Annotated in this window: 23 protein-coding genes and 1 pseudogene; 12 read left to right on the top strand and 12 right to left on the bottom strand. The window is 36.1% G+C overall.

Annotation, left to right across the window (positions count from 1 at the left end; genetic code table 11):
* Window positions 1-37: 37 nt before the first annotated feature.
* Window positions 38-904 carry a radical SAM protein gene (locus A3854_RS04035; protein WP_084041519.1) on the top strand — a complete coding sequence of 289 codons (867 nt, stop codon included), beginning with the start codon at window positions 38-40 and terminating at the stop codon, window positions 902-904.
* Entirely contained in the window at window positions 905-1,729 is an 825-nt protein-coding gene (locus tag A3854_RS04030; protein WP_084041419.1) for a pyridoxamine kinase, read from the top strand.
* 9 nt (window positions 1,730-1,738) lie between these two features.
* Here A3854_RS04030 and A3854_RS04025 read toward each other — a convergent pair whose 3' ends face one another.
* Window positions 1,739-2,098, bottom strand: coding sequence for a DUF488 domain-containing protein (locus A3854_RS04025; RefSeq protein ID WP_084041418.1), 360 nt, complete (start codon window positions 2,096-2,098; stop codon window positions 1,739-1,741).
* A gap of 227 nt (window positions 2,099-2,325) precedes the next feature.
* Between A3854_RS04025 and A3854_RS04020 the strand changes: the two genes are divergently transcribed.
* Window positions 2,326-3,252, top strand: coding sequence for a ribose-phosphate pyrophosphokinase (locus A3854_RS04020; protein ID WP_072594149.1), 927 nt, complete (start codon window positions 2,326-2,328; stop codon window positions 3,250-3,252).
* Between the two features lie 47 nt (window positions 3,253-3,299).
* On the opposite strand, the gene tilS is transcribed toward A3854_RS04020, so the two are convergent.
* The 3 genes from tilS to panC are packed head-to-tail and all read right to left on the bottom strand — an operon-like array spanning window position 3,300 to window position 6,420.
* Complete coding sequence (gene tilS, locus A3854_RS04015) at window positions 3,300-4,289, bottom strand: tRNA lysidine(34) synthetase TilS (RefSeq protein WP_084041417.1); 990 nt, start codon at window positions 4,287-4,289, stop codon at window positions 3,300-3,302.
* Window positions 4,286-5,596 (bottom strand): 30S ribosomal protein S12 methylthiotransferase RimO, encoded by a 1,311-nt coding sequence (gene rimO, locus A3854_RS04010; protein ID WP_084041416.1) that lies wholly within the window; start codon window positions 5,594-5,596, stop codon window positions 4,286-4,288. Before rimO ends, tilS begins: the two co-directional genes overlap by 4 nt.
* 2 nt (window positions 5,597-5,598) lie before the next feature.
* Window positions 5,599-6,420 (bottom strand): pantoate--beta-alanine ligase, encoded by an 822-nt coding sequence (panC, locus tag A3854_RS04005; RefSeq protein WP_084041415.1) that lies wholly within the window; start codon window positions 6,418-6,420, stop codon window positions 5,599-5,601.
* 120 nt (window positions 6,421-6,540) lie between these two features.
* On the opposite strand from panC, the gene prfB reads away from it, so the two are divergent.
* On the top strand, window positions 6,541-7,641 hold the full coding sequence (gene prfB / locus A3854_RS04000; protein WP_084041414.1) for a peptide chain release factor 2: 1,101 nt from the start codon (window positions 6,541-6,543) through the stop codon (window positions 7,639-7,641).
* Window positions 7,642-7,665: 24 nt separating this feature from the next.
* Here the strand turns inward: prfB and A3854_RS03995 are convergent, their stop codons facing one another.
* Window positions 7,666-8,217 (bottom strand): tetratricopeptide repeat protein, encoded by a 552-nt coding sequence (locus A3854_RS03995; RefSeq protein WP_084041413.1) that lies wholly within the window; start codon window positions 8,215-8,217, stop codon window positions 7,666-7,668.
* 77 nt (window positions 8,218-8,294) lie between these two features.
* On the opposite strand from A3854_RS03995, the gene A3854_RS03985 reads away from it, so the two are divergent.
* From A3854_RS03985 to A3854_RS03955, 6 genes and pseudogenes are all read left to right on the top strand, one after another.
* Window positions 8,295-8,615 carry a type II secretion system protein gene (locus A3854_RS03985; protein WP_084041412.1) on the top strand — a complete coding sequence of 107 codons (321 nt, stop codon included), beginning with the start codon at window positions 8,295-8,297 and terminating at the stop codon, window positions 8,613-8,615.
* Window positions 8,616-8,617: 2 nt separating this feature from the next.
* The gene (locus tag A3854_RS03980) at window positions 8,618-9,958 is read left to right on the top strand and encodes a dihydrolipoyl dehydrogenase family protein (RefSeq protein ID WP_084041411.1); all 1,341 of its coding nucleotides are present in this window, start codon (window positions 8,618-8,620) and stop codon (window positions 9,956-9,958) included.
* A gap of 10 nt (window positions 9,959-9,968) precedes the next feature.
* Complete coding sequence (locus A3854_RS03975; RefSeq protein WP_084041410.1) at window positions 9,969-10,622, top strand: tetratricopeptide repeat protein; 654 nt, start codon at window positions 9,969-9,971, stop codon at window positions 10,620-10,622.
* Window positions 10,623-11,252, top strand: coding sequence for a tetratricopeptide repeat protein (locus tag A3854_RS03970; protein ID WP_084041409.1), 630 nt, complete (start codon window positions 10,623-10,625; stop codon window positions 11,250-11,252).
* A gap of 2 nt (window positions 11,253-11,254) precedes the next feature.
* Window positions 11,255-12,718, top strand: a pseudogene (locus tag A3854_RS09985) (MBOAT family O-acyltransferase).
* 40 nt (window positions 12,719-12,758) lie between these two features.
* Window positions 12,759-13,748 carry a hypothetical protein gene (locus A3854_RS03955; protein WP_141081827.1) on the top strand — a complete coding sequence of 330 codons (990 nt, stop codon included), beginning with the start codon at window positions 12,759-12,761 and terminating at the stop codon, window positions 13,746-13,748.
* 4 nt (window positions 13,749-13,752) lie between these two features.
* Here A3854_RS03955 and A3854_RS03950 read toward each other — a convergent pair whose 3' ends face one another.
* Genes A3854_RS03950 through A3854_RS03920 form a run of 7 tightly spaced genes read right to left on the bottom strand, consistent with a single transcriptional unit; the run spans window position 13,753 to window position 18,604 of the window.
* Window positions 13,753-14,289, bottom strand: a complete 537-nt coding sequence (locus tag A3854_RS03950; RefSeq protein ID WP_084041406.1) for a hypothetical protein — start codon at window positions 14,287-14,289, stop codon at window positions 13,753-13,755.
* Window positions 14,282-14,803: a hypothetical protein gene (locus A3854_RS03945; RefSeq protein WP_084041405.1), complete on the bottom strand. Its 522-nt coding sequence runs from the start codon at window positions 14,801-14,803 to the stop codon at window positions 14,282-14,284. Before A3854_RS03945 ends, A3854_RS03950 begins: the two co-directional genes overlap by 8 nt.
* Window positions 14,800-15,804, bottom strand: a complete 1,005-nt coding sequence (locus A3854_RS03940) for a hypothetical protein (protein WP_084041404.1) — start codon at window positions 15,802-15,804, stop codon at window positions 14,800-14,802. Before A3854_RS03940 ends, A3854_RS03945 begins: the two co-directional genes overlap by 4 nt.
* A 60-nt stretch (window positions 15,805-15,864) precedes the next feature.
* Window positions 15,865-16,311 (bottom strand): hypothetical protein, encoded by a 447-nt coding sequence (locus A3854_RS03935; RefSeq protein WP_084041518.1) that lies wholly within the window; start codon window positions 16,309-16,311, stop codon window positions 15,865-15,867.
* Complete coding sequence (locus A3854_RS03930; RefSeq protein WP_084041403.1) at window positions 16,301-17,080, bottom strand: lysophospholipid acyltransferase family protein; 780 nt, start codon at window positions 17,078-17,080, stop codon at window positions 16,301-16,303. The genes A3854_RS03935 and A3854_RS03930 overlap by 11 nt, the downstream gene beginning before the upstream one ends.
* Window positions 17,061-18,362 (bottom strand): tRNA (N6-isopentenyl adenosine(37)-C2)-methylthiotransferase MiaB, encoded by a 1,302-nt coding sequence (gene miaB / locus A3854_RS03925; protein WP_084041402.1) that lies wholly within the window; start codon window positions 18,360-18,362, stop codon window positions 17,061-17,063. Before miaB ends, A3854_RS03930 begins: the two co-directional genes overlap by 20 nt.
* A complete protein-coding gene (locus A3854_RS03920) occupies window positions 18,362-18,604 on the bottom strand; it encodes an HP0268 family nuclease (protein ID WP_002941786.1) in 243 nt (80 codons plus the stop codon). The genes miaB and A3854_RS03920 overlap by 1 nt, the downstream gene beginning before the upstream one ends.
* A 172-nt stretch (window positions 18,605-18,776) precedes the next feature.
* On the opposite strand from A3854_RS03920, the gene nusA reads away from it, so the two are divergent.
* A complete protein-coding gene (nusA, locus tag A3854_RS03915; RefSeq protein WP_084041401.1) occupies window positions 18,777-19,880 on the top strand; it encodes a transcription termination factor NusA in 1,104 nt (367 codons plus the stop codon).
* Complete coding sequence (locus A3854_RS03910; protein WP_084041400.1) at window positions 19,880-20,359, top strand: GNAT family N-acetyltransferase; 480 nt, start codon at window positions 19,880-19,882, stop codon at window positions 20,357-20,359. Before nusA ends, A3854_RS03910 begins: the two co-directional genes overlap by 1 nt.
* Window positions 20,360-20,515: the final 156 nt, after the last annotated feature.

The raw sequence follows: 20,515 nt of genomic DNA, 5'->3' as shown, positions 1-20,515 counted from the left end.
CATCGTCTTTGGACCGATAAATTCTCGCCGTTTTGGCATGAGCCTAGGCATCGATCTAAGCCCAAAGCAAAAATCATGTAATTTTGACTGTGTTTATTGTGAGTTAAGTGGCGCAAAGCCGGTTGAAGTGATAGAAAATCCGCCAAGCGTTGATGAGATCATAAGCGATTTAAAAGAAGCTTTAAAAACTTATCAAAACATCGACGTCATCACGCTTACAGCAAATGGCGAACCAACTCTTTACCCGTACTTAAAAGAGCTGATAGCAAAGGTAAATGAGCTAAAAGGTAGCGCAAAAACACTCATTTTGAGTAATGGCTCAGGCGTGTGTGATCCAAAAATTTGTGAAGCGCTACATGGGCTTGATATAGTTAAATTTAGCCTGGATAGCGCGGTGCAAAGCACATTTAAAAAGATAGACCGCAACAAAAGCGGTATAGAAGTTAGCGATCTCATAAAAGCGATGACTAAATTTCGCAAGGAATTTTCTGGTGAGCTTGTGCTTGAAATTTTAGTCGTGGCTGGATTTAACGACAAAAAAAGTGAGTTTGAAGCACTTAATGTGGCGATAAATGAGATAGCTCCGCACCGAGTGGATATTGGCACGATAGATCGCCCGCCAGCCTATAATGTAAAGGGTGTAGACGCTAAAAAGCTAGAGGAGCTAGCCAAGCAGATAAGTGGCGTACCGGTTAATATAGCTAAGGCTCACAAAATAGAGCAAAAGTATAACTTTAGTGAGGATGAAATTTTAGAAATGCTAAGGCGTCGTCCGCAAACTATCGCAAATGTCGAAGAAAATTTCTCAGAACACTCAAGGCAAATTCTAAACAAGCTCTTGCAACAAGATATGGTTTATCTAGCCGATGTTGCTGGAGTAAAATTTTATAAATTAAGAGCATAAATGAAAAGAATCCTTACAATACAAGACATCTCGTGTGTTGGTAAATGCTCCCTTACCGTCGCACTTCCGATAATTAGCGCTCAAGGCATTGAAGCGTGTATTTTGCCTACTGCGCTACTTTCGACTCATACTGGCTTTAAAAATTTCACATTTCGTGATCTGACTGATGAATTTGACGCGATAACACAAGTATGGCACAAAGAAAATATCGCATTTGATGGAATTTATACTGGATTTTTAGGTAGCTTTAGCCAGCTTGAGCTGATAGAGAAAATTTTTAATGAGTTTAATAGCTCTGCTCCACTAATACTTGTAGATCCTTGCATGGGCGACAATGGCAAGCTCTATCACGGATTTGATGAAAAATTTGTTATGAAAATGCGCGAACTTTGCACAAAGGCTCACGTCATCACGCCAAATATAACTGAAGCAAGCTTTATGTGCGGGATGCCGTTTTTAGGCAGTGACTATACGCAAGATTATATTTTAGAGTTGCTTGAAGGTTTGGCTAGCTTTGGAGCTAGAAAGATCGTGCTAAAGGGCATTAGATACAAACAAAATGAATGTGGCATCATAGCTTACGACGCAAAGACAAAAGAGAAGGTAGAGTATTTTCACGAATTTTTGCCATTTCACACGAGTGGGACTGGAGATATATTTGCTTCTGTGCTTTTTGGTTCACTCATAAATGGCGAAAGCATGCAAAATTCTATCAAAAAGGCAGCAAATTTTGTGCTTAGTAGCATTAAAGTCACGCTAAAAGATAAGAGTCGTGCATGGTATGGTGTGCAGTTTGAAAAGGTGCTTGGCACTCTTGCAAAATAGGCGGGCAAACTACTTATTTAAAATTTTTAATAACACAACGATATGGCAAAGATTTATATCTTTGCTAGCTGTTAGAAGTGCTATATCGCCATGCTCTTTTTCTAGTTTTTTTAGCATTTTAAAGCAAGATTGCGCTGTTTCATTATCAAGCTCAAGCTCAAATTCCTCACAAAACTCATCAAATCTAGCTTCTCTATCTTCATGAAACCACTCTCTTAAAGTAGTGCTTGGTGTGATATCTTTTAACCAAAGGAAATTTGAAAATATCTCTTTTCTTATGCCTCTTGGATAGAGTCTATCAACAAAAGCCGCCTTCATATCCAAACCATCATCTTTGATAAAATCATAAATTCTATAAGCTTTAAACATTTTGTGATTGTAGTCCTATAATGTTTATAAATAAAAAAATATTCTTAGTTATCTTATATTTTTTATACTTGTTTAAATTTTAAGGTTTGTAAAATCAAAGCTAAAATTTTTGATTGTGGCGATAAGAATTAAACTAGGGCTAGAAAATAGTCCTAAAAAGAATAAATTTAAATTAAAGCTCGTTTCGATAAAATCCCAACATAAAAATCACTAAAAAGGTTATCATTATGAGAGGCTATAAAATTTTCTCAGGAACGGCTAATATTGAGCTTTCAAAGAAAATTTCGCAATATCTTTCACTTCCTCTTAGCGAGGCAAGTATAAAAAGATTTAGCGATGGAGAGATCAGCGTGCAAATCGGCGAGAGCGTGCGCGGAAAAGATGTTTTTGTCATTCAGCCAACATGTGCACCGACAAATACAAATTTAATGGAGCTACTTATCTTAACTGACGCTTTAAGACGCAGTAGTGCAAGCTCTATAACAGCGATTGTGCCGTATTTTGGCTACGCTAGACAAGATAGAAAAGCAGCTCCTAGAGTGCCGATCACTGCAAAACTAGTGGCAAATATGATGCAAACAGCAGGTATCGATAGAGTCGTCACTATGGATCTTCACGCAGGACAAATTCAGGGATTTTTTGATATTCCGGTTGATAACCTTTATGGAAGTATCATTTTTAATGACTACGTAAGAGCTAAAAATTTACCAAATCCAATCGTTGCAAGCCCTGATGTAGGTGGCGTGGCTCGTGCTAGAGCTTTGGCTAAAAATCTAAATCTTGACATGGTTATTGTTGATAAACGCCGCGAAAAAGCAAACGAGAGCGAAGTGATGAATATAATTGGCGACGTAAATGGCAAAGATGTGATTTTGGTTGATGATATGATCGATACAGCTGGTACGATCGTAAAAGCAGCTGAAATTTTTAAAGAGCGTGGCGCAACTAGCGTTATGGCGTTTTGCACGCATCCAGTCCTTAGTGGACCAGCTTACGATAGGCTAAGACTAGGCTTTTTAGATGAGCTAGTGGTAACAGATACGATACCTTTAGCAGAGGAGCTTCCTTGTATAAAAGTACTAAGTGCCGCTTCATTGTTTGGCGAAGTGATACGCCGTGTATATCACAATGAAAGCGTAAATAGCTTATTTTAATTAATTTTGGCTTTTGTTTTGAGTGTTTCAGGCAAAAGCCAAATCTTTCAATATTTATTAGAATTTAATTTTGATAAATCAAAATTTATAGCAAAAAGATAGCCTCTATTTATAGCTGGAATTTTTAAAATTCTAGCCTTCTCTTTAAAAATTTTTGGCATTATGGTTTTACAAAATGGAGTTACTAGAAGGTAAACATCTGCGTATCCGACAGCGATCTTACCGCTTAGCACCACGCTTGTTTGCTTTGCTAAATTTGCACTTAGCTCATCTTTTTGAGCTTTGCTTAGAAGCACGTTTAGCTCTTTTGCCGCCATATCAACGCCTCGTATCGCATTACTATCATTTTTTATGATAAAAATTTCATCACTTATTTTTGTGATATTTGGTATTAAAATTTGTCTATCGGCTTCTAAAAACTCAAAGCTTTTTTTTACGCCACTAAGATATCTATCCAAAAATGGCTCACTAAAATTTAGCCTCATGAAGCTTCTTTTTAACTCGCCTTTTAAATTTGTCTCATCGATAAAATAGCGTAAATTTCTCTCATCAAGATAGTTTTGAAGCTCTTTTTTGCGTAAATTTAAAAGCGGCCTAACTAGCCAAAAGTGCTTTCTCTTTTCAAGCTCGCTCATGCCAAAGAGCTCTTTTAGCCCAGCACCCTTACTAAGCTGCATCAAAAACCACTCAAATTTATCGTCAAACTGATGCGCTAGGACCAAATTTTCATAGTCAAATTTTTGGCAAATTTCTCCAAAAAACTCATATCTTACCTCGCGCGCATTTTTTTCAAAATTTGAATTATCTAAAAAAACGCTTTTAGTATAAATTTTTTTACCAAATTTATCTGCGAGATCTTTTGCGCTTTCTATCTCACTTTTACTTTGCTCTCGAACATTGTAATCAACCATCGCTAGATCAAATTTGATCCCAGCTTCTTCTAAAATGTAAAAAAGTGCGGTGCTATCGATGCCGTGCGAGAATGCGAGCAGGTTTGCACCTGAGCTTAGCTTTTCTCGCACATTTTGGCTTATCATTTTGCTTTTTTGATGATTTTAGCGATCAGTTTTTGATCGACCACATCAGTGACCTCACAAAGGTAGAGTGAGCCGATCTCAAGCTCTTTTACATCGCTCTCGTTTATTAAAATTTCTCCGTCTATATCTTTATCCCAGATATCTTTTTTGGCTGCGTAAAACATCTCGCCCTCGCTGCTTTCGCCCTCAAGAGAAGCATAAATTTGCTTACCAATCTCTTTTTGCAAGCTCTCATTTATCGATTTTTTGGTGATCTTTTCTATCTTGTTTAGTCTTTTTGAAATAATTTTGGCTGGGATTTGCTTCATTTCAAAAGATGCCGTATCTTCCTCTTTTGAGTAGGCAAAGGCTGAAATTCTATCAAATTTAAACTCTTCTAAAAATTCGCAAAGCTCCTCAAAATCCTCCTCACTCTCTCCTGGATGACCCACGATGACACCAGTTCGTAAAAACGAATTTTCGGCATCTCTCATTAAATTTAAAAGCTCTTTTATCTTTTTAGCGCCACTTCCACGCTTCATTATCTTTAGCATGTCTTCGCTGATATGCTGAATCGGCATGTCAAAGTAGTTGTGAAAGATAGGCGAGGCGATGATACGCTCAATTAGCTCCTTACTAGTCGTGCTTGGATAGAGATAAAGTATCCTGGCACTCCTTACGCCCTTTATCTTTTCTATCTCATCTATTAAATTTATAAGCCCGTCGTTAACGCCTTGATCGCGCATATATGAGCTTGAGTCCTGAGATAAAAAGCTAAAGTCGTAGTAGCCTTTTTTGACTAGATTTTTAACCTCATTTACGATGTTTTCAAGTGAGCGTGATTTTAGTTTGCCTTTAAAAGTTGGAATGGCACAAAAGCTGCATTTTTGGTTACAGCCCTCTGAAATTTTGATGTAGGCGTGGTAGTTTGAGCCAGTTATCACACGCTCTTCATTTGCTTGTAGATAAGTTTGTGGGCTAAATAAATTTTGCTTTTTTAAGATGATCTCATCGATCTTGTCATAGTCAGCCACACCGGTAAAGAGATCAACCTCTGGTAGCTCTTTCATGAGTTCGTCTTTGTAGCGCTGCATAAGACAGCCAGTTACTACTAGTAAAGAGCCATTTTTACGTGCTTCGTGCATCTCAAGTATGGTTTGGATGCTCTCTTCTTTGGCGGATTTGATAAAGCCACAGGTATTTACGATGATAACGTCAGCGTCACTGATATCATCCGTGATATCGTAGTTTTGCAATCTGCCAAGCATTATTTCCGAATCAACTAAATTTTTGTTACAGCCAAGTGAAATTAAGTGAAGTTTTGGCATTTTTATATCCAGATATTATCTATTAGCCTAGTTTTGCCAACATAAGCTGCTACTAAGATGATGGTGTTGCCTTTTTCTACTTTTGAAATTTCATTCAAATTTCTATCCGTAATAGCGACATAATCAACCTTTAACGGCTCTAGCACTTCAAACATCTTTGTTTTGATCTCGCTTGCGTCCTCTTCGCCGTTTTGGATCAAATTTTGTGCTTTATTTAGCGATCTTGAAAGCCTTAGAGCATTACATTTATCTTCGTCGCAGATATAGACGTTTCTACTTGAAAGCGCTAAGCCGTCTGGCTCTCTAACGATATCGCAAGCTACTAGGCTGGTATTAAGAAAAAATGTCTTTATCATGTTTTGCACGATGATTAATTGTTGTGTATCTTTTTTGCCCATGTAAACGCTATTTGCACGAGTTAGGCGAAATAGCTTGTTTAGCACCCTTAAGACGCCATCAAAGTGGCCTGGCCTAGTTTTGCCCTCTAAGATAGCTGAAAATTTCTTTGGAGCGACGATTAGAGGCTCATCTTCAAAGTAAAGTTCACCAGCATCTGGGATAAAAATAGCACTAACACCATTTTGCTCACAAATTTTAATGTCGTTTTGTTCGTTTCTTGGGTATTTGTCCAGATCTTCGCCTGGTAAAAATTGAGTTGGATTAACGAATGTTGAGACGATACTTATCTCGTTTTCGCTCACGCATTTTTTAATAAGGCTAACATGTCCGTCATGAAGTGCGCCCATTGTCGGCACAAAACCGATCTTTGCGCTTGTGCTAGAGACGAAATTTTGAAGTTCTTTTATAGTTCTTATGACTTGCATTTTGACTCTTTTTGTTTGAAATTTTAACTTGGCATTGTAACAAAAAAGGATTAAAAGGGCGTAAATTTAAAAATGTAAGCAACTTTTGGCTAAAATCGGCAAAAATTTTTGGAGAAAAACTTGGATAGTTACGAATACAACGAGCTTTTAAAGAAGCTACAAACAAAAGTTGAAAACATAGGCTCTATCGTAAAGCCTGACGAGATAAAGGCTAGACTAAAAGAGATCGAGGCCACCGAGCAAGATCCTGATTTTTGGCAAGATATCGCTAAAGCAGGGGCGCTAAATAAAGAAAAAACTAAAATTTCAAATATGCTTGAAAAATTTAACGACGCTAATCAGGCAGTAAGTGATGCAAAGGAGCTTTTTGAGCTAGCAAATTCTGAAAATGACGAAGAGACTATAAATTCTCTTTTTGATGACGCTAAAAATTTAGATGAAAAGATAGTAAATCTTGAAATTTCTATGCTTTTAAGCGGCGAAGATGACGGCAAAAACGCGATCGTATCGATCCACCCTGGAGCTGGCGGCACTGAGAGTAATGACTGGGCGAGCATGCTTTATAGGATGTATCTTAGATTTTGCGAGCGCGAGGGCTTTAAGGTCGAGACTCTTGACTTTCAAGAGGGCGATGAGGCTGGGCTAAAGGATGTGAGCTTTATCGTAAAAGGCGAAAATGCTTATGGTTATTTCAAAGCAGAAAATGGCATCCACAGGCTCGTTCGCACAAGCCCATTTGATAGCGCAGGGCGCCGTCATACAAGCTTTTCAAGTGTCATGGTAAGCCCTGAGATAGATGATGATATCGAGATCGAGATCGAGGAAAAAGATCTAAAGATAGATACTTATAGAGCAAGCGGTGCAGGCGGTCAGCACGTAAATAAAACTGAATCTGCCATCCGTATCACGCACATACCAACTGGTATCGTCGTGCAGTGCCAAAACGACCGTAGCCAGCACAAAAATAGAGCTACAGCGATGAAAATGCTAAAATCTCGTCTTTACGAGCTTGAGCTGATGAAGCAGCAAGAAGCGAATAATAGCGTCGAAAAGAGTGAGATCGGCTGGGGACATCAGATAAGATCATACGTGCTTTTCCCATATCAGCAAGTAAAAGACAACCGCAGTGGCGAGGCATACTCACAAACTGACGCGATACTTGATGGGGATATCAAAAAGATGATAGAAGGTGTTTTGATCGCTCAAAAGGCTGAGGCGTAGTAAATTTATAAAAAGAGATGAGAGCTAAAATTTCATCTCTTTTAGCTTCATGCACGCTTCTTCTTTACCTTTAAAGCAAGCCTCATCAAGATAAATTCTCGCTTTTTTATAGTCATTTTTGCCTAAATAGATAAGCCCTAGATCATAACTTGCCTCGCTTGAGCCAAGGCTTGTAGCTTTTTCATAAAAATATATCGCTTTTTCTAAATTTTTATTGACCCCAAGGCCGTATTCGTATATATATCCAGCACTTCTTAGTCCGTCTATGTTGCCGTATCTGCCAGCTGTCTCAAACCAAAAAAGTGCCCTTAAGATATCCTTGCTAAAGCCTTTGCCGTCACGAAAGCAAATGCCAGTTTGCTGCATGGCTAGAACATTTCCATCTTTTGCGTAGTCGTAAAATCTCTTACAAGCCTTTGGATAGTTGCCTTCATTGTATAGATAGATGGCGTCTGCTATTTGTTCGACTTCAGGATCAAGCGGTGGCTCGCTAAGGCCAAAATTTTGTGAAATTTGATCTAACGAACATCCCCAAAATAGCAAAACACTAAACACAAAAATGATAAATTTTTTCATATTTGTCCTTGAAAATTTAGGCGATTTTATCCAATTTTATCTTATAATGCCTGCAAATTTTAAGCAAAAGGAACGATATGGATCATAATGCACTTTTAATCCAGCTTGGCTATAACGTCAATGAAACGACCACTGCTCAAATGTGTAGAATTTTAAACAATACTGATGGTCTTTTGCCAAAGAGCATAATTGAACTAAACGATCATTTAAAGCGGCACCTTTGTTTTGTGGCGATGAGTGGAAGTGAAGATAGACTAAAGATAAAAAATGTAGCTACCGTTAATGAAATAAAAGAGCGAGTTGATGAGATCATAAAAAACTGGGCTAATAAATATAAAATGGAGCTAAAAAAGATAAATGAAACAACTTACTATGTAATGGGAAAGATAAGGGACTGAAAATGAAATATGATATTGTAATTATTGGTTTTGGAAAAGCTGGCAAAACGCTAGCGGTTAAAGCTGCCGCACTTGGCAAAAAAGTAGCTCTTGTAGAGAGATCGCCAAAGATGTATGGAGGCACTTGCATAAATGTTGGCTGCATACCAACCAAGCGTCTAATAACAGCCGCTAAAGAGGCAAAATTTGTAAATAATAGTGTTGAAAGCGAATATTACACGCTTAGTGTGGAAAATAAAAATAAACTAATCTCAGCTTTGAATGCTAAAAACTACGCAATGCTAAATGATAAAGAAAATATAGATGTGATCGATGGTATTGGCTCATTTGCTAGTGAAAATAGCGTACTTGTAACAACGCCAAGTGGTGAGAAAAAGATAATAGAGGGCGATTTTATTATCATAAATAGTGGCTCAAAAGAGGCAGATACTCCTTTTGAGGTTGTAAGCTCAAATGTATTTTCAAGCCAAACTTTGCTTGATCTAAAAAATTTACCAAAGCATTTTGTCATTATCGGTAGTGGTTTTATCGGTATAGAGTTTGCATCAATGTTTGCAAATTTTGGCTCAAAAGTGACTATTATAGGGCGCTCAAAACTACTTAAAAACGAAGATGATGATATAGCTAATAGCGTAAAAGAAGCTCTTAGAGTCCAAGGCGTTGAAATTTTAGAGGGTTGCGAGATAGAGTGCATTAAAGAAAATGTATTAAATTTCAAGCAAAATGGTGAGCAAAGATGTCTTAGAGCTGATGCATTTTTGATCGCGCTTGGCAGAGTAGCAAATGTGGATGATTTAAATTTAAAAGCTACTGGAGTTGAGCTAAATGAAAAAGGCTTTATAAAGACAAATGAAAACCTTCAAACAAATGTGCCAAACATCTATGCGGTAGGCGACGTGCGCGGCGGAGAGCTTTTTACTTATACGAGCTTAGATGATTTTAGGATAGTTTATTCACAAATTTTTGGTGATAAAAAGAGAAATACTAAAAATAGAAGCATTCACGCAAATGTGCTATTTACCGACACTCCGCTAGCAAGAGTTGGAATGAACGCCAAAGAAGCAAGTAAATTTGGTCTAAATTTTAAAGAGCTAAAGCTTAGCATGGCAACAGTACCAGGCGCAAAAGTACTAAATCACGATGTAGGTATGTTAAAAGCTATCGTTGATGCACAAAGCGGCGAAATTTTAGGTGCTAGCTTTCACTGCGTCTATGCAAATGAGCTGATAAATGAAATCGCAATTGCTATGAATTTAAAAGCAAATGCAAATTTCTTTAAAAATCAAATTTTTACTCATCCAAGTATCAGTGAAGCACTAAATGACTTATTTGGACAATTTTAAAAGGAAAAGAATGAAAAAATATTTATTGCTTTTATCGGCTTTATTTTTCACTGGCTGCTTAAACGTGATTGGTGTAGGACAAAAACAAGATGATTCGTGGCAGCAACCAAAGGATGAAAAAATAGTGCAAAATAAAGAGCAAATTTCAAGAAATGCGATCGAAATTTTAATACCAAAATGCGAAGAAGGCGATGCGGAAGCTTGCAACGATTTGGGTGTAAATTACGAGCTTTTAAAAGAATATGAAAATGCTTTAACAAATTATAAAAAAGCTTGCGATGCTAAAGTACAAGTCGGTTGTGCAAATTTGGGCACTCTTTATGAGCTTGGACTTGGAGTTAAAAAAAATCCAAAAAAGGCAATTTCAATTTATAAAGAAAGTTGCAATGGCGGAGGCATGCAAGCTTGCTATCATTTAGGCAATGCTTATAGAAAAGGCGAGATCGTTAAGCTAGATTATTACTTAGCAATGCAAGCTTATACAAATGCATGCAATGCTGGCGATTTGCCAAGTTGTGCCAATATCGGAGCGATGTACGAGCTTGGTCTTGGTGTCAATAAAGACGAAAAAAGGGCTTATGGAATTTATAAAGTTGCTTGCTTTCGTGGGCTAAGCAAGGCATGCCCGCAGATGAAAAGACTAGGTACAAAGCTAGGAATGTAAGTGAAAAAGGTCTTAAATTTTGGTCTTATTTTGGCTATGGGCTTTATGCTTGGTGGTTGCTGGTCGTGGCAAAAGATGGTAAGCTTTGGCTTTTGGCAAAGTGATGAAGAGGCTAGGGCAGAGCGTCTTGAACTTGAAAAAGAGAAGATGATGCAAAACTGCGAGGGTGGAAATAGCATCGACTGCAACAACCTAGCTGTAAATTTTAGCAACGAAAAAGACTTTGTAAAAGCAAAAGGCTACTACGAAAAAGCTTGCAATGCTGGGCTTGCGACGGCTTGTTCAAATTTGGGTCAAATTTATGAGCAAGGGCTGATTGATGAGCAAAAAGATATGGAAAAAGCTCTAAAACTTTATAAACTAGCTTGTGATAGTGGCGATGGTGTTGGCTGCTATAATGAGGCTATGGGGCTAAAATCCTACATCGAAAGTGAAAATTTAAAGACTCATAAGATAGATAGAACTAAGGCCGAGGCTAGAGTGCTAAGGCTTTTGGCAAAGAGCTGCGAGCTTGAGTATGCCCAGTCATGCTTTTTGCTTGCAAAGCTAAGCGGCAATGAAGCAAAGGCAGACGCACTTTACAAAAGAGCCTGCCAACTTGGTAAGTGTGTGGATAAAAGCAAGGAATAAACTTGCTTTTTAACTCATATGCCTTTGTATTTGTATTTTTGCCGCTTGTATTTTTTGTATATTTTTTTCTGAATAAAAAGAGACTAAGTACTCTTGCAAAAGCTTTTTTGGTGAGTGCTAGTCTATTTTTTTATGCTTATTGGAATGTTTATCATCTACCGATTTTGCTAGGAAGTATTGTTTTTAACTTCTTTGTTTCAAAATTTTTAGCAGATTTTTTATGCTTATTGGAATGTTTATCATCTACCGATTTTGCTAGGAAGTATTGTTTTTAACTTCTTTGTTTCAAAATTTTTAGCAGAACATCAAAACAAAGCTATTTTGGTTCTTGGCGTAGTTTGTAATCTTGCTTTGCTTGGATATTTTAAATATGCTGATTTTTTAATATCAAATTTAAACGCTATTGCAAGTATGAATTTGGGTCTGCTTCATATCGCTTTGCCGCTAGCACTTAGTTTTGTCACATTTCAGCAAATAGCATATCTAGTGGATAGTTATAACAAGCAGACAAAAGAGAATAGTTTTTTAAACTACTGCCTTTTTATAACATTTTTTCCACAGCTTATTGCTGGTCCGATAGTGCATCACAAAGAAATGATGCCTCAGTTTACAAATAAATTTAATCTTATAAAAAACTATAAATTTATAGCTCTTGGGCTTTTTGTTTTTAGCATGGGGCTATTTAAGAAGAGTGTGGTTGCTGATATTTTTTCGATTTTTACAAATGCTGGATTTGATGTGGAAGGAAATTTGACTTTTCTGCAAGCATGGGCGACGTCACTTTCATATACCTTTCAACTTTATTTTGATTTTAGTGGTTATTGTGATATGGCGATAGGTCTTGCGCTACTTTTTAACATAAGGCTTCCCATAAATTTTAACTCCCCGTATAAGGCTTTAAATATTCAGGATTTTTGGCATAGGTGGCACATTACACTATCACGTTTTTAAGAGACTACATATATATCCCACTTGGAGGAAATAGGGGGGGGCAGAGCCGTACCTATCTAAATTTGTTTTTGGTATTTTTGATAGGCGGTCTTTGGCATGGGGCTGCTTGGACATTTGTTGTTTGGGGTGCTTTACATGGTGTTGCTATTGTTATTCACAGATGTTGGCAAAAGTTAAATTTTAAATTAAATAAAATCATTGCTTGGATCATCACCTTTAACTTTGTAAATTTTACATGGATATTTTTTAGGGCAAAAAGCTTTGAAGATGCCATGAAAGTGATCCGAGGGATGTTTTTTGGTGAGTTTAAAATAGACGTTAACTATCTTGAGATATTTTTTGTCGTTTTAGCTTTTTTGGTTGTTTTGCTTTTTAAAAACTCTATGCAAATGGCATTTGATAAGAAATTTAAATTTACTATCTGGCAAATTTTTGCAACATCTTTCTTTTTATTTATATCAATCTTGGTAATTAGGCTTAATAATGCGAGTGAATTTTTATACTTTAGATTTTAAGAAAAAAATATTTCTATGCTTGTCTTTGGTAGTATTTGCTATGGTTGGGCTTGATGTTGTACTTTATGTTTTTGCAGAAAGTAGAACAAGTAAGACAAATTTCGTTGATAATAAAATTTCAAAAGCGGAGCACTTTAAGATAAATAGCGAAAAACAAAAGGATATCGTTTTTGTTGGAAGCAGTAGGACGTTTAATCATATTTCAACAAACATTTTTAAAGAAAATAATATTGGTATTTATAATTTTGGCGTTTCTGGAAATTTTATAGGTGACTATCCTTTTATTGTAAATGCTATTAAAAAAGTTGGTGCAAAAGAGGTTGTTGTTAGTATAAGAGTTAGCGATCTTTTTAAAGATTATATTGAGAGAGATGTCAAAATTTATACCACTGATGAACTAATGGCAAATTTTGGCACAAATAAGATAACGTTTTTAAAAACACTGCCAGATTATTTAGCAAGCTTGCATTTATTTTTAAGATACTCTGAAGCTATCTATAATAGAGTAATTATGACTTATGGTAAATTTACACCAAAGACTGCAACCAATGTAAATAATTTTAGTGTAGAAAATTTCTTTAATATTGAAGCAAATAGTGATTGCGAGCTAATTAACACAAGTGAAGTAAATTCAAATTTTACAAAAGACAAAAAGATTATTGTTGCAAAATGTAGCAATGGTGATAATATACTTTTTGCAAATACAATACCGAGAGAGAATTATGGCAAGGTTATTGAATTAAAAGAGCTGAATTTAAACACATTAAAATACATGCAAAATTATATAATAGATCCACTGGTTAAAAACGGCATGAAAGTAATTATTTTACTTGAACCAATGTTTGATGGAATGAGACTTCAATATAGTATAAATGAAATAATATCAGCCATCAAAAATGCCAAAATTGTTGATCTTACAAATTTAAAATTTGGCGATGAAGAATTATCTGATTGGGAACATTTAAACTATCTTGGTAGAAAAAGATATAGTGAGTTTTTGGTTAAACTTTATCTTAACGGTGGACTTTAGTTTCTTACTTCAACCCAAAAACTTTTATATTAAAAGTAGTATGGATTTTATCCTTTTCGCCTTTCATGACGATAGGAAATTCTGTCTTTACGATACTATCATAGCTGCTAAGCGCATCTAAAAAGTCATAAAATTTTTGTGGTGTCCTTAGAGAGCTAGTTACATTTAGGCGAAATCTAAAAAATTTCTCACTAGCGTTATTATCACTTTCTTCTATTTTACTAAGGCTCACTTCACTGAAAAATTTAGAGGCAAAATCTATAAATTTATCTTTATCAAATTTAGCCTCAAAAGCTGAAATGATAGCTCCATCTTTTTGTTTAGTTGCTTCAAGAGCTTTAAATTTGGCTTCAAATTCATTTTTTACTTTTGTGTAAGATGAGGTTTGTGAATAATTTTGTCTAGTTAGGCTTTTAAATTCTTTTATATTTGGCACGATAAAACCAAATATCATAATGAAGCAAACTATAATAAAAGCAAATATAAAAAGTAAAAGCTTGACGGGATCTATTTTTTCTAAGCTCGTATCTTTTTTACTCATTATATCCCTCAGAATTATCAATTTTGTTTGTGCTTATAAAGCCGTACCAGCCGTTTTTACTTTGATAAAAGCTAGTATTAGAAGTCGTAAAAATAGATCTTAAAGGTGAAGCTAGAAGCTGATTAAATACATCTTTTGTCGGCGTTATACCACGAATGATGAGTGAGTTTTTATCCATAAAAACCTCTTCAAGCGTTATACTGTCAGGCACTAGATCAAAAAGATTGTGCAAGCTTTGCTTGAGAATAGAATTTGATGTGAAGATATCATTTGCAGATTCTATTTGTACGGCGAGTTTAGCTGAAATTTCATCTGTTGTGACTATTTTTTGACTAAGTTCTTTTTGCTCATTTGATAAAAAATTTATATTTTTTTCAATTGAATAATTTTTATAGAGTATAAAGAAATTTGTTGCCAAAAGAGCTACAAACACAAAACTTATAAGACTTAGCCAAATTTTACTAAAGATAGATATAAGTGGTCTTGGTTCTGGAGCAATAAAGCTAAATCTCATAATACTATCTCTTCTTGCATGATTTCATTCATAATATGATTTGTATTCACTGGATACACAGAAGTCTCCACTAGAAGCTCAGATTGCAGATATTGTAAAAAAGTTGCACTTGTTTTTGTGTTTTCAAAAACAATTATTTGTTCAATAAAATCACCGCCGTAGAGAGGATTTTCGTAAAATTCTTTTACAGCCTTTACGATGTAATCAAACATCTTCATGTCATACCCAAAAATAGCAACCGATTTTTCTACATTTGTAGAAACTGGCATATTTAGTTCATAATTTAGATCTTCAAATTCTTTTGGTTTATCATCACTTAAAAAATCATCTAAACTTTTAAAATCATCAAGCGACGTTGCGTCATTTTCTTCTTTAATGATTAAGTTATCAATATCTGTTATATCTTCTTCTTTTAGGCTTTCAGCTTCCTGATTAGTTTCCTCAATACCAGCCATATTTAAAAAAGTGGATAATTTCATTTGTTTATCTTTAAATATCGCAAGCGTAAACGAATGTGCATGGATATAAAGATAAAGTGTAATTTTTGGAGAAATTCCGCGTTTTAAAAGCTCGTGAAAGAGTAGGGCAATAGGTGAGTAGATGAGATCTACACTATCTTGTCCAAATAAATTTTTATATTTTTTTATAGCATTTAAATTTGCATAAATACTCCAGCTATCCTGCATGATAAGGCTTGTAAGATTTTTAGTATTTATATTAAATTTTTTGTATTCATCAAAGCTAACACTAGGAAGCGCGCCTTGTGAGTCGTCGTTAAAAAAAACTGAAACATATACGCCAAAATATGTTTTTTCTTGCTCTTCTATGTATTTTATGATTTTTTCATCGATATTATCGATATTTATATCTGTAAATTTAGCGTTTATGGTTTTTAAAAGTTTGCCATTTCTAAAGACCTGACCGAAGAATATGCACTCATTGCCCTCCAACACGACGCTTAAAAAAAGGTTAGAAAAAAGCTTTTTGACGCTAAAAGACATAAATCTCCTAAATTTAGTGCATAATTTTCGTTATGGTAGCTAAAAAGGGATTAAATAAGTTTAAAACAGCTCGTTTTTAAGCTTAACGAAAATCTCTTTTGTATTTAAAGCTTCATTTTTTAGCTCACTATCAAGTAAGGCCGAGTTTTTAAGGTCGTCAAAATCCTCTATCATCACATCACACATCATCTTAATGCGTTCACTATCAGCCTTGCTGATGCTACTTTGGCTCATTTTTTTGATACGCTCAAGATACTCTTTGCCATTTTTTATGTATGAGCTAAATTTGATAGCAGCCTTGCTTTGATTTAGCACAGTATTTGCCATTTTGTTATAAATATCTATATCAAGTGCTTTTTGGCTTAAATTTAAAGCCTTTTCATATTCTTTGTTTTCGTATAAAAATTTTGCTTCAAGGGCGAGTTTGTAGGAGTTGTCGCTATAAAAAAATAGTCCGAATAAAACAATTAGAAAGATGGCTATAAAAATAGATAGTTTATTTTTCATAAATTTCATCCAAAATTTCTTTTATCTCGTCTCTTATTTGCGGATTTTTATGCGCATACTTTTTCCACCAAATTTTTAAATTTGCTCTAAAGTCCTCTTGGTTTTGCTCCACGCTCTTACCACCGTCGTTTTGCGAGGCCTGCCAAAGCTCGTTTTGTATCTTCTCTTTTGCCTCTTTTTGATCTAAATTTGCCACGCTAAAAGGGGCTGAGAGGCTAAAATTTATAGTTGAAAATGGCTTTGGAAGTATCATCTTATCCCAGCTTTTAAACTCCCAAAACGAGCTTGCTTCAAAATTTAGAGCATAAATTTCACAAGATGACTTTTGTGCGATCACAGCAGCTCCGTCTGCCACGCTGTGCCTTGGTCCTCTTGGACCATCTGGCGTGATGATGACGTCGTGGCCTTGCTTTATCTCTCTTAGAGCTTCTATCAGTGCTCTTGCGCCACCTTTTGAGCTGCTGCCTCTAATGGTGCCGATGCCAAAAAATTTGATTATTCTAGTGATTAGCTCGCCATCCTTGTGGTCGCTGATTATCACCTTACCTTGTTTTCTATTTTGTCTGCTCCACCAGCGTCTATAGGCAAAGCTCATAAAGCTAAGTCTGCCGTGCCAAAAGACGACGACGCAGCCATTTTGTGGTAAGAAATTTGGAGTGTAGCTCTTTTTGCAGGTTAGAAAAATGAGCCACATCAAAATGTAGATGAAAAAGACGCCAATGCTTAGGGCGACCTTTTCAAAGACGTTTTTAAATTTGCAGCTCGCCATACAAAACCATTCGTTTTGGGTTTGTGATCTTGATTTTTTGTGTAGTGCCAAGAAGCTCTTCGCTTCCATCAACTTGAACTAAAAAGTTATTAAAACTTCGCCCAGCAACGCCGCCATTTGCTCTTAGCTCTTCAAAATATACATCAAAAATTTTATCTTTTTGTGCCGCCACGATCTCGTCTAAAATTTCATTATGGCGATTTTGTAGGCGAGTAAGCCTTGCTGAAGCGGTTTTATCATCTATTTGATTTGTGAAAGTAGCTGCCTTTGTAAGAGGGCGAGGCGAATACTTAAAGCTAAAAATTTGCTCAAATCTAACTTGCTCAAGCACGTCCATCGTATCTTCAAACTCGCTATCACTCTCGCCTGGAAATGCGACGATGATATCAGTTGAGATGCTCACATCTGGACACATCTTTCTAAGTCTTAGCGCACGGTCTAAAAACCACTCTTTCGTGTATCCGCGCTTCATCTCGCGTAAAACTTTGGTATTTCCGCTTTGAAGTGGCATGTGCATTGACTTGCAAATTTTTGGGTTATTAGTGAAAATTTCAAGAAATTTATCATCCATATGAAGTGGGTGTGGGCTTGTAAATCTTATCCTTTCAACGCCCTCTATCTCGCTTATCTTTACTAGCAGGTCGCTAAAATCAATATTTTCTTGCATGCCAGAAAATCTTTTGCCGTAGTTATTGACATTTTGCCCTAGTAAAAATATCTCTTTTGCACCGCTTTTTGCGGCCTTTTCTACCTCTTTTAAGATAAGGCTTGAAGGAATAGAAATTTCATCTCCTCTGGTGTGCGGGACGATGCAGTAGGTGCACTTTTTATCACAGCCGATCGAGATGTTTATGTGGCTTTTGTATGGCGAGCCTCTAAATTCGCCAAATGCGTATTCACTCTCGTCGTGGTTGATATCGGTTGAGATAAATTTAGGTGTATTTACAGCTTTTGTGATCTTGCTAACATTTCTTGCGCCAAGGACAAAGTCAACGTAAGGTGCGCGCTTAAAAATTTCGCTACCCAAATGGCTTGCAGTGCAACCGCAAACGCCTATTTTAGCTCCTCTTTTTTTGGCTTTTTCAAATGCGCCGACTTCACTAAAGAGCTTATGAACCGGTTTTTCACGAACTGAGCAAGTATTTATAAGGATTAAATCAGCTTCTTCGATATTTTGTGTTAAGGAGTAGTCTTCTTTTTGTGATAACTCGGCTATGATATGCTCGCTGTCGCGAACATTCATAGCACAGCCTAAAGTTTGGATAAAGAGTTTTTTACTCATTAAAGTATATGCACTTCATACATGTAGTCGCTATCATCAAGTCCGTATTTTACGGTTCTGTGATAGACGCTTAGCCCTTTTTCTTCAAAATGCTCTACTAGGGCGATTAGTTGTTTGTGTGTGTTTTCTTTATCAAAATAGAAAATTTTCTGACCCTCTTTTTCGACAGCTGCCTCTATTTTTTCTAGTGAAATCGTTTTTGGCTTTGCGTCTAATTCGGCTCTTGCAAGTTTTAGCTCCATTTTTAATCCTTTCAAAATCTTAAATTTTAATCGGTCAATATATCCAAAACATCATAAAAAAAGGATTAAATAAAAGTTGATAATAAGCTTAAAGTTATTAAAAGTATGGCTTATGTATAATTTCAAAACCTCACGAAAAATCCCCGAAATTTATCGTTACAATGGAGAAAAAATGGAAAGAATTTCAGATATCATCGAGTCAATTGCAAATGAGAAAAATTTAGAGATAGAAGATGTAAAAGAGCGTGTCATAAGAGCTTTGATAAACACTGCAAAAAGAGTTTATGGCGAAAATTATGAGTATGACGTGAGTATCGATGCAAATAAAAATTTAAAGCTTTATCAAAAAATTTCAATCGTAGCAAACGACGATGAGAGACTTGCTGAAGACAATGAACACTTTTTAAGCTTAAAAGAGGCTAAAAAGATAGATAGTGGCGTAGAGATCGGCGATGAGCTCACTTACGAACTAAGCCTTGATAACCTTGGCAGAACCGCCGCCCAAACGCTTCACAAGGAGCTTGAGTATCACATCCAGCGTCTAGTCGAAGAGAAAATTTTACAAAAATATAATGAGATGAGTGGTCACATGGTCTTTGGTCCGGTTGTTAGAGTCGATAACGATGAAAACACTTTTATCGAGATAGATGAGCTTCGTGCCATCTTACCACGCAAAAACCGCATAAAAGGCGAGAAATTTAAAGTGGGCGACGTGGTAAAAGCAGTCATTAGAAAAGTTTTTACAGATAAAAATTTAGGTATAAAGGTCGAGCTTTCAAGGACTTCACCTAAATTTCTTGAAGCGCTGCTAAATTCAGAAGTGCCAGAGATAAAAGACGGTGGTATCATCATACAAGGAAGCGCTAGGATCCCTGGTGAAAGGGCTAAAGTAGCGCTCATCTCAACTACTCCAAACATCGATCCAGTTGGCGCAACGGTCGGTACAAAGGGTGTTAGGATAAATGCCGTAAGCAAAGAGCTTCATGGTGAGAGTATCGACGCAATCGAATACACCACAGAGCCAGCGATCTTGGTGGCTCGCGCTATGGCGCCTGCGATCATCACATCTGTAAAGATCGAAGAAAATAAGGCAATCGTAACGCTTGCAAGCGAGCAAAAGAGCAAAGCTATCGGCAAAAACGGCATAAATATCCGCCTGGCAAGCATGCTAACTGGCTATGAGATCGAGCTAAATGAACTTGGCTCAAAAACTAGTAGCAATGCAGAAAATAATGAGCCAATCAAAGACTTAAAAGCACTTTTTGGCGATAACTAATGAAATTTCAAATAAGAAAAGCGACTAGAGCCGATATAGATGTAATTTGCGAGCTTGTAAGAGAGCTTGCTAGTTATGAGAATTTGAGCGATCAAGTCACTTTTACAAATGAAATTTTTGCAGACTCCATCTTTAATAAAAAACACGCAAAAGCCCTTATCTGCGAGAGTGAGGGCAGGGTGATAGGATATGCTATCTATTTTTATACATTTTCTACATTTTTGGGGCTTGGTGGGATCTATCTTGAGGACATTTATGTCAAAAAAGAGTTTAGAAATCAAGGTATCGGCAAGGCATTTTTTAAATTTTTAGCTCAAATTTGCAAGGATGAAAATTTAAAAAGGTTTGAGTGGTGCTGCCTAAACTGGAATGAGCCAAGTATTAAATTTTATGAAAGCTTGGGTGCTAAAAATCAATCTCTTGAGTGGAGAAACTACCGCTTGGACGGTGAAAATTTAGAAAAACTTTTAAATTTATAGTTCTTTTTAAATAACAAGCTCAAATTTGCTTTTAAATTTGAGCTTGTGAGTGATTAAAATTTATATGTATATCCCAAATAAAGACCTACATTTGTCTCTTTTATTTTTGCATTATCATATTTTGCTATGGAACTATATTTAGTTCTATCAGCTTTT

Origin of the sequence: Campylobacter concisus, from assembly GCF_002092845.1 — a bacterium.
GTDB classification, from domain to species: domain Bacteria; phylum Campylobacterota; class Campylobacteria; order Campylobacterales; family Campylobacteraceae; genus Campylobacter_A; species Campylobacter_A concisus_AQ.
The sequence above is the reverse complement of the archived record's forward strand: the minus strand, read 5'-3'. Positions and strand labels throughout refer to the sequence as shown.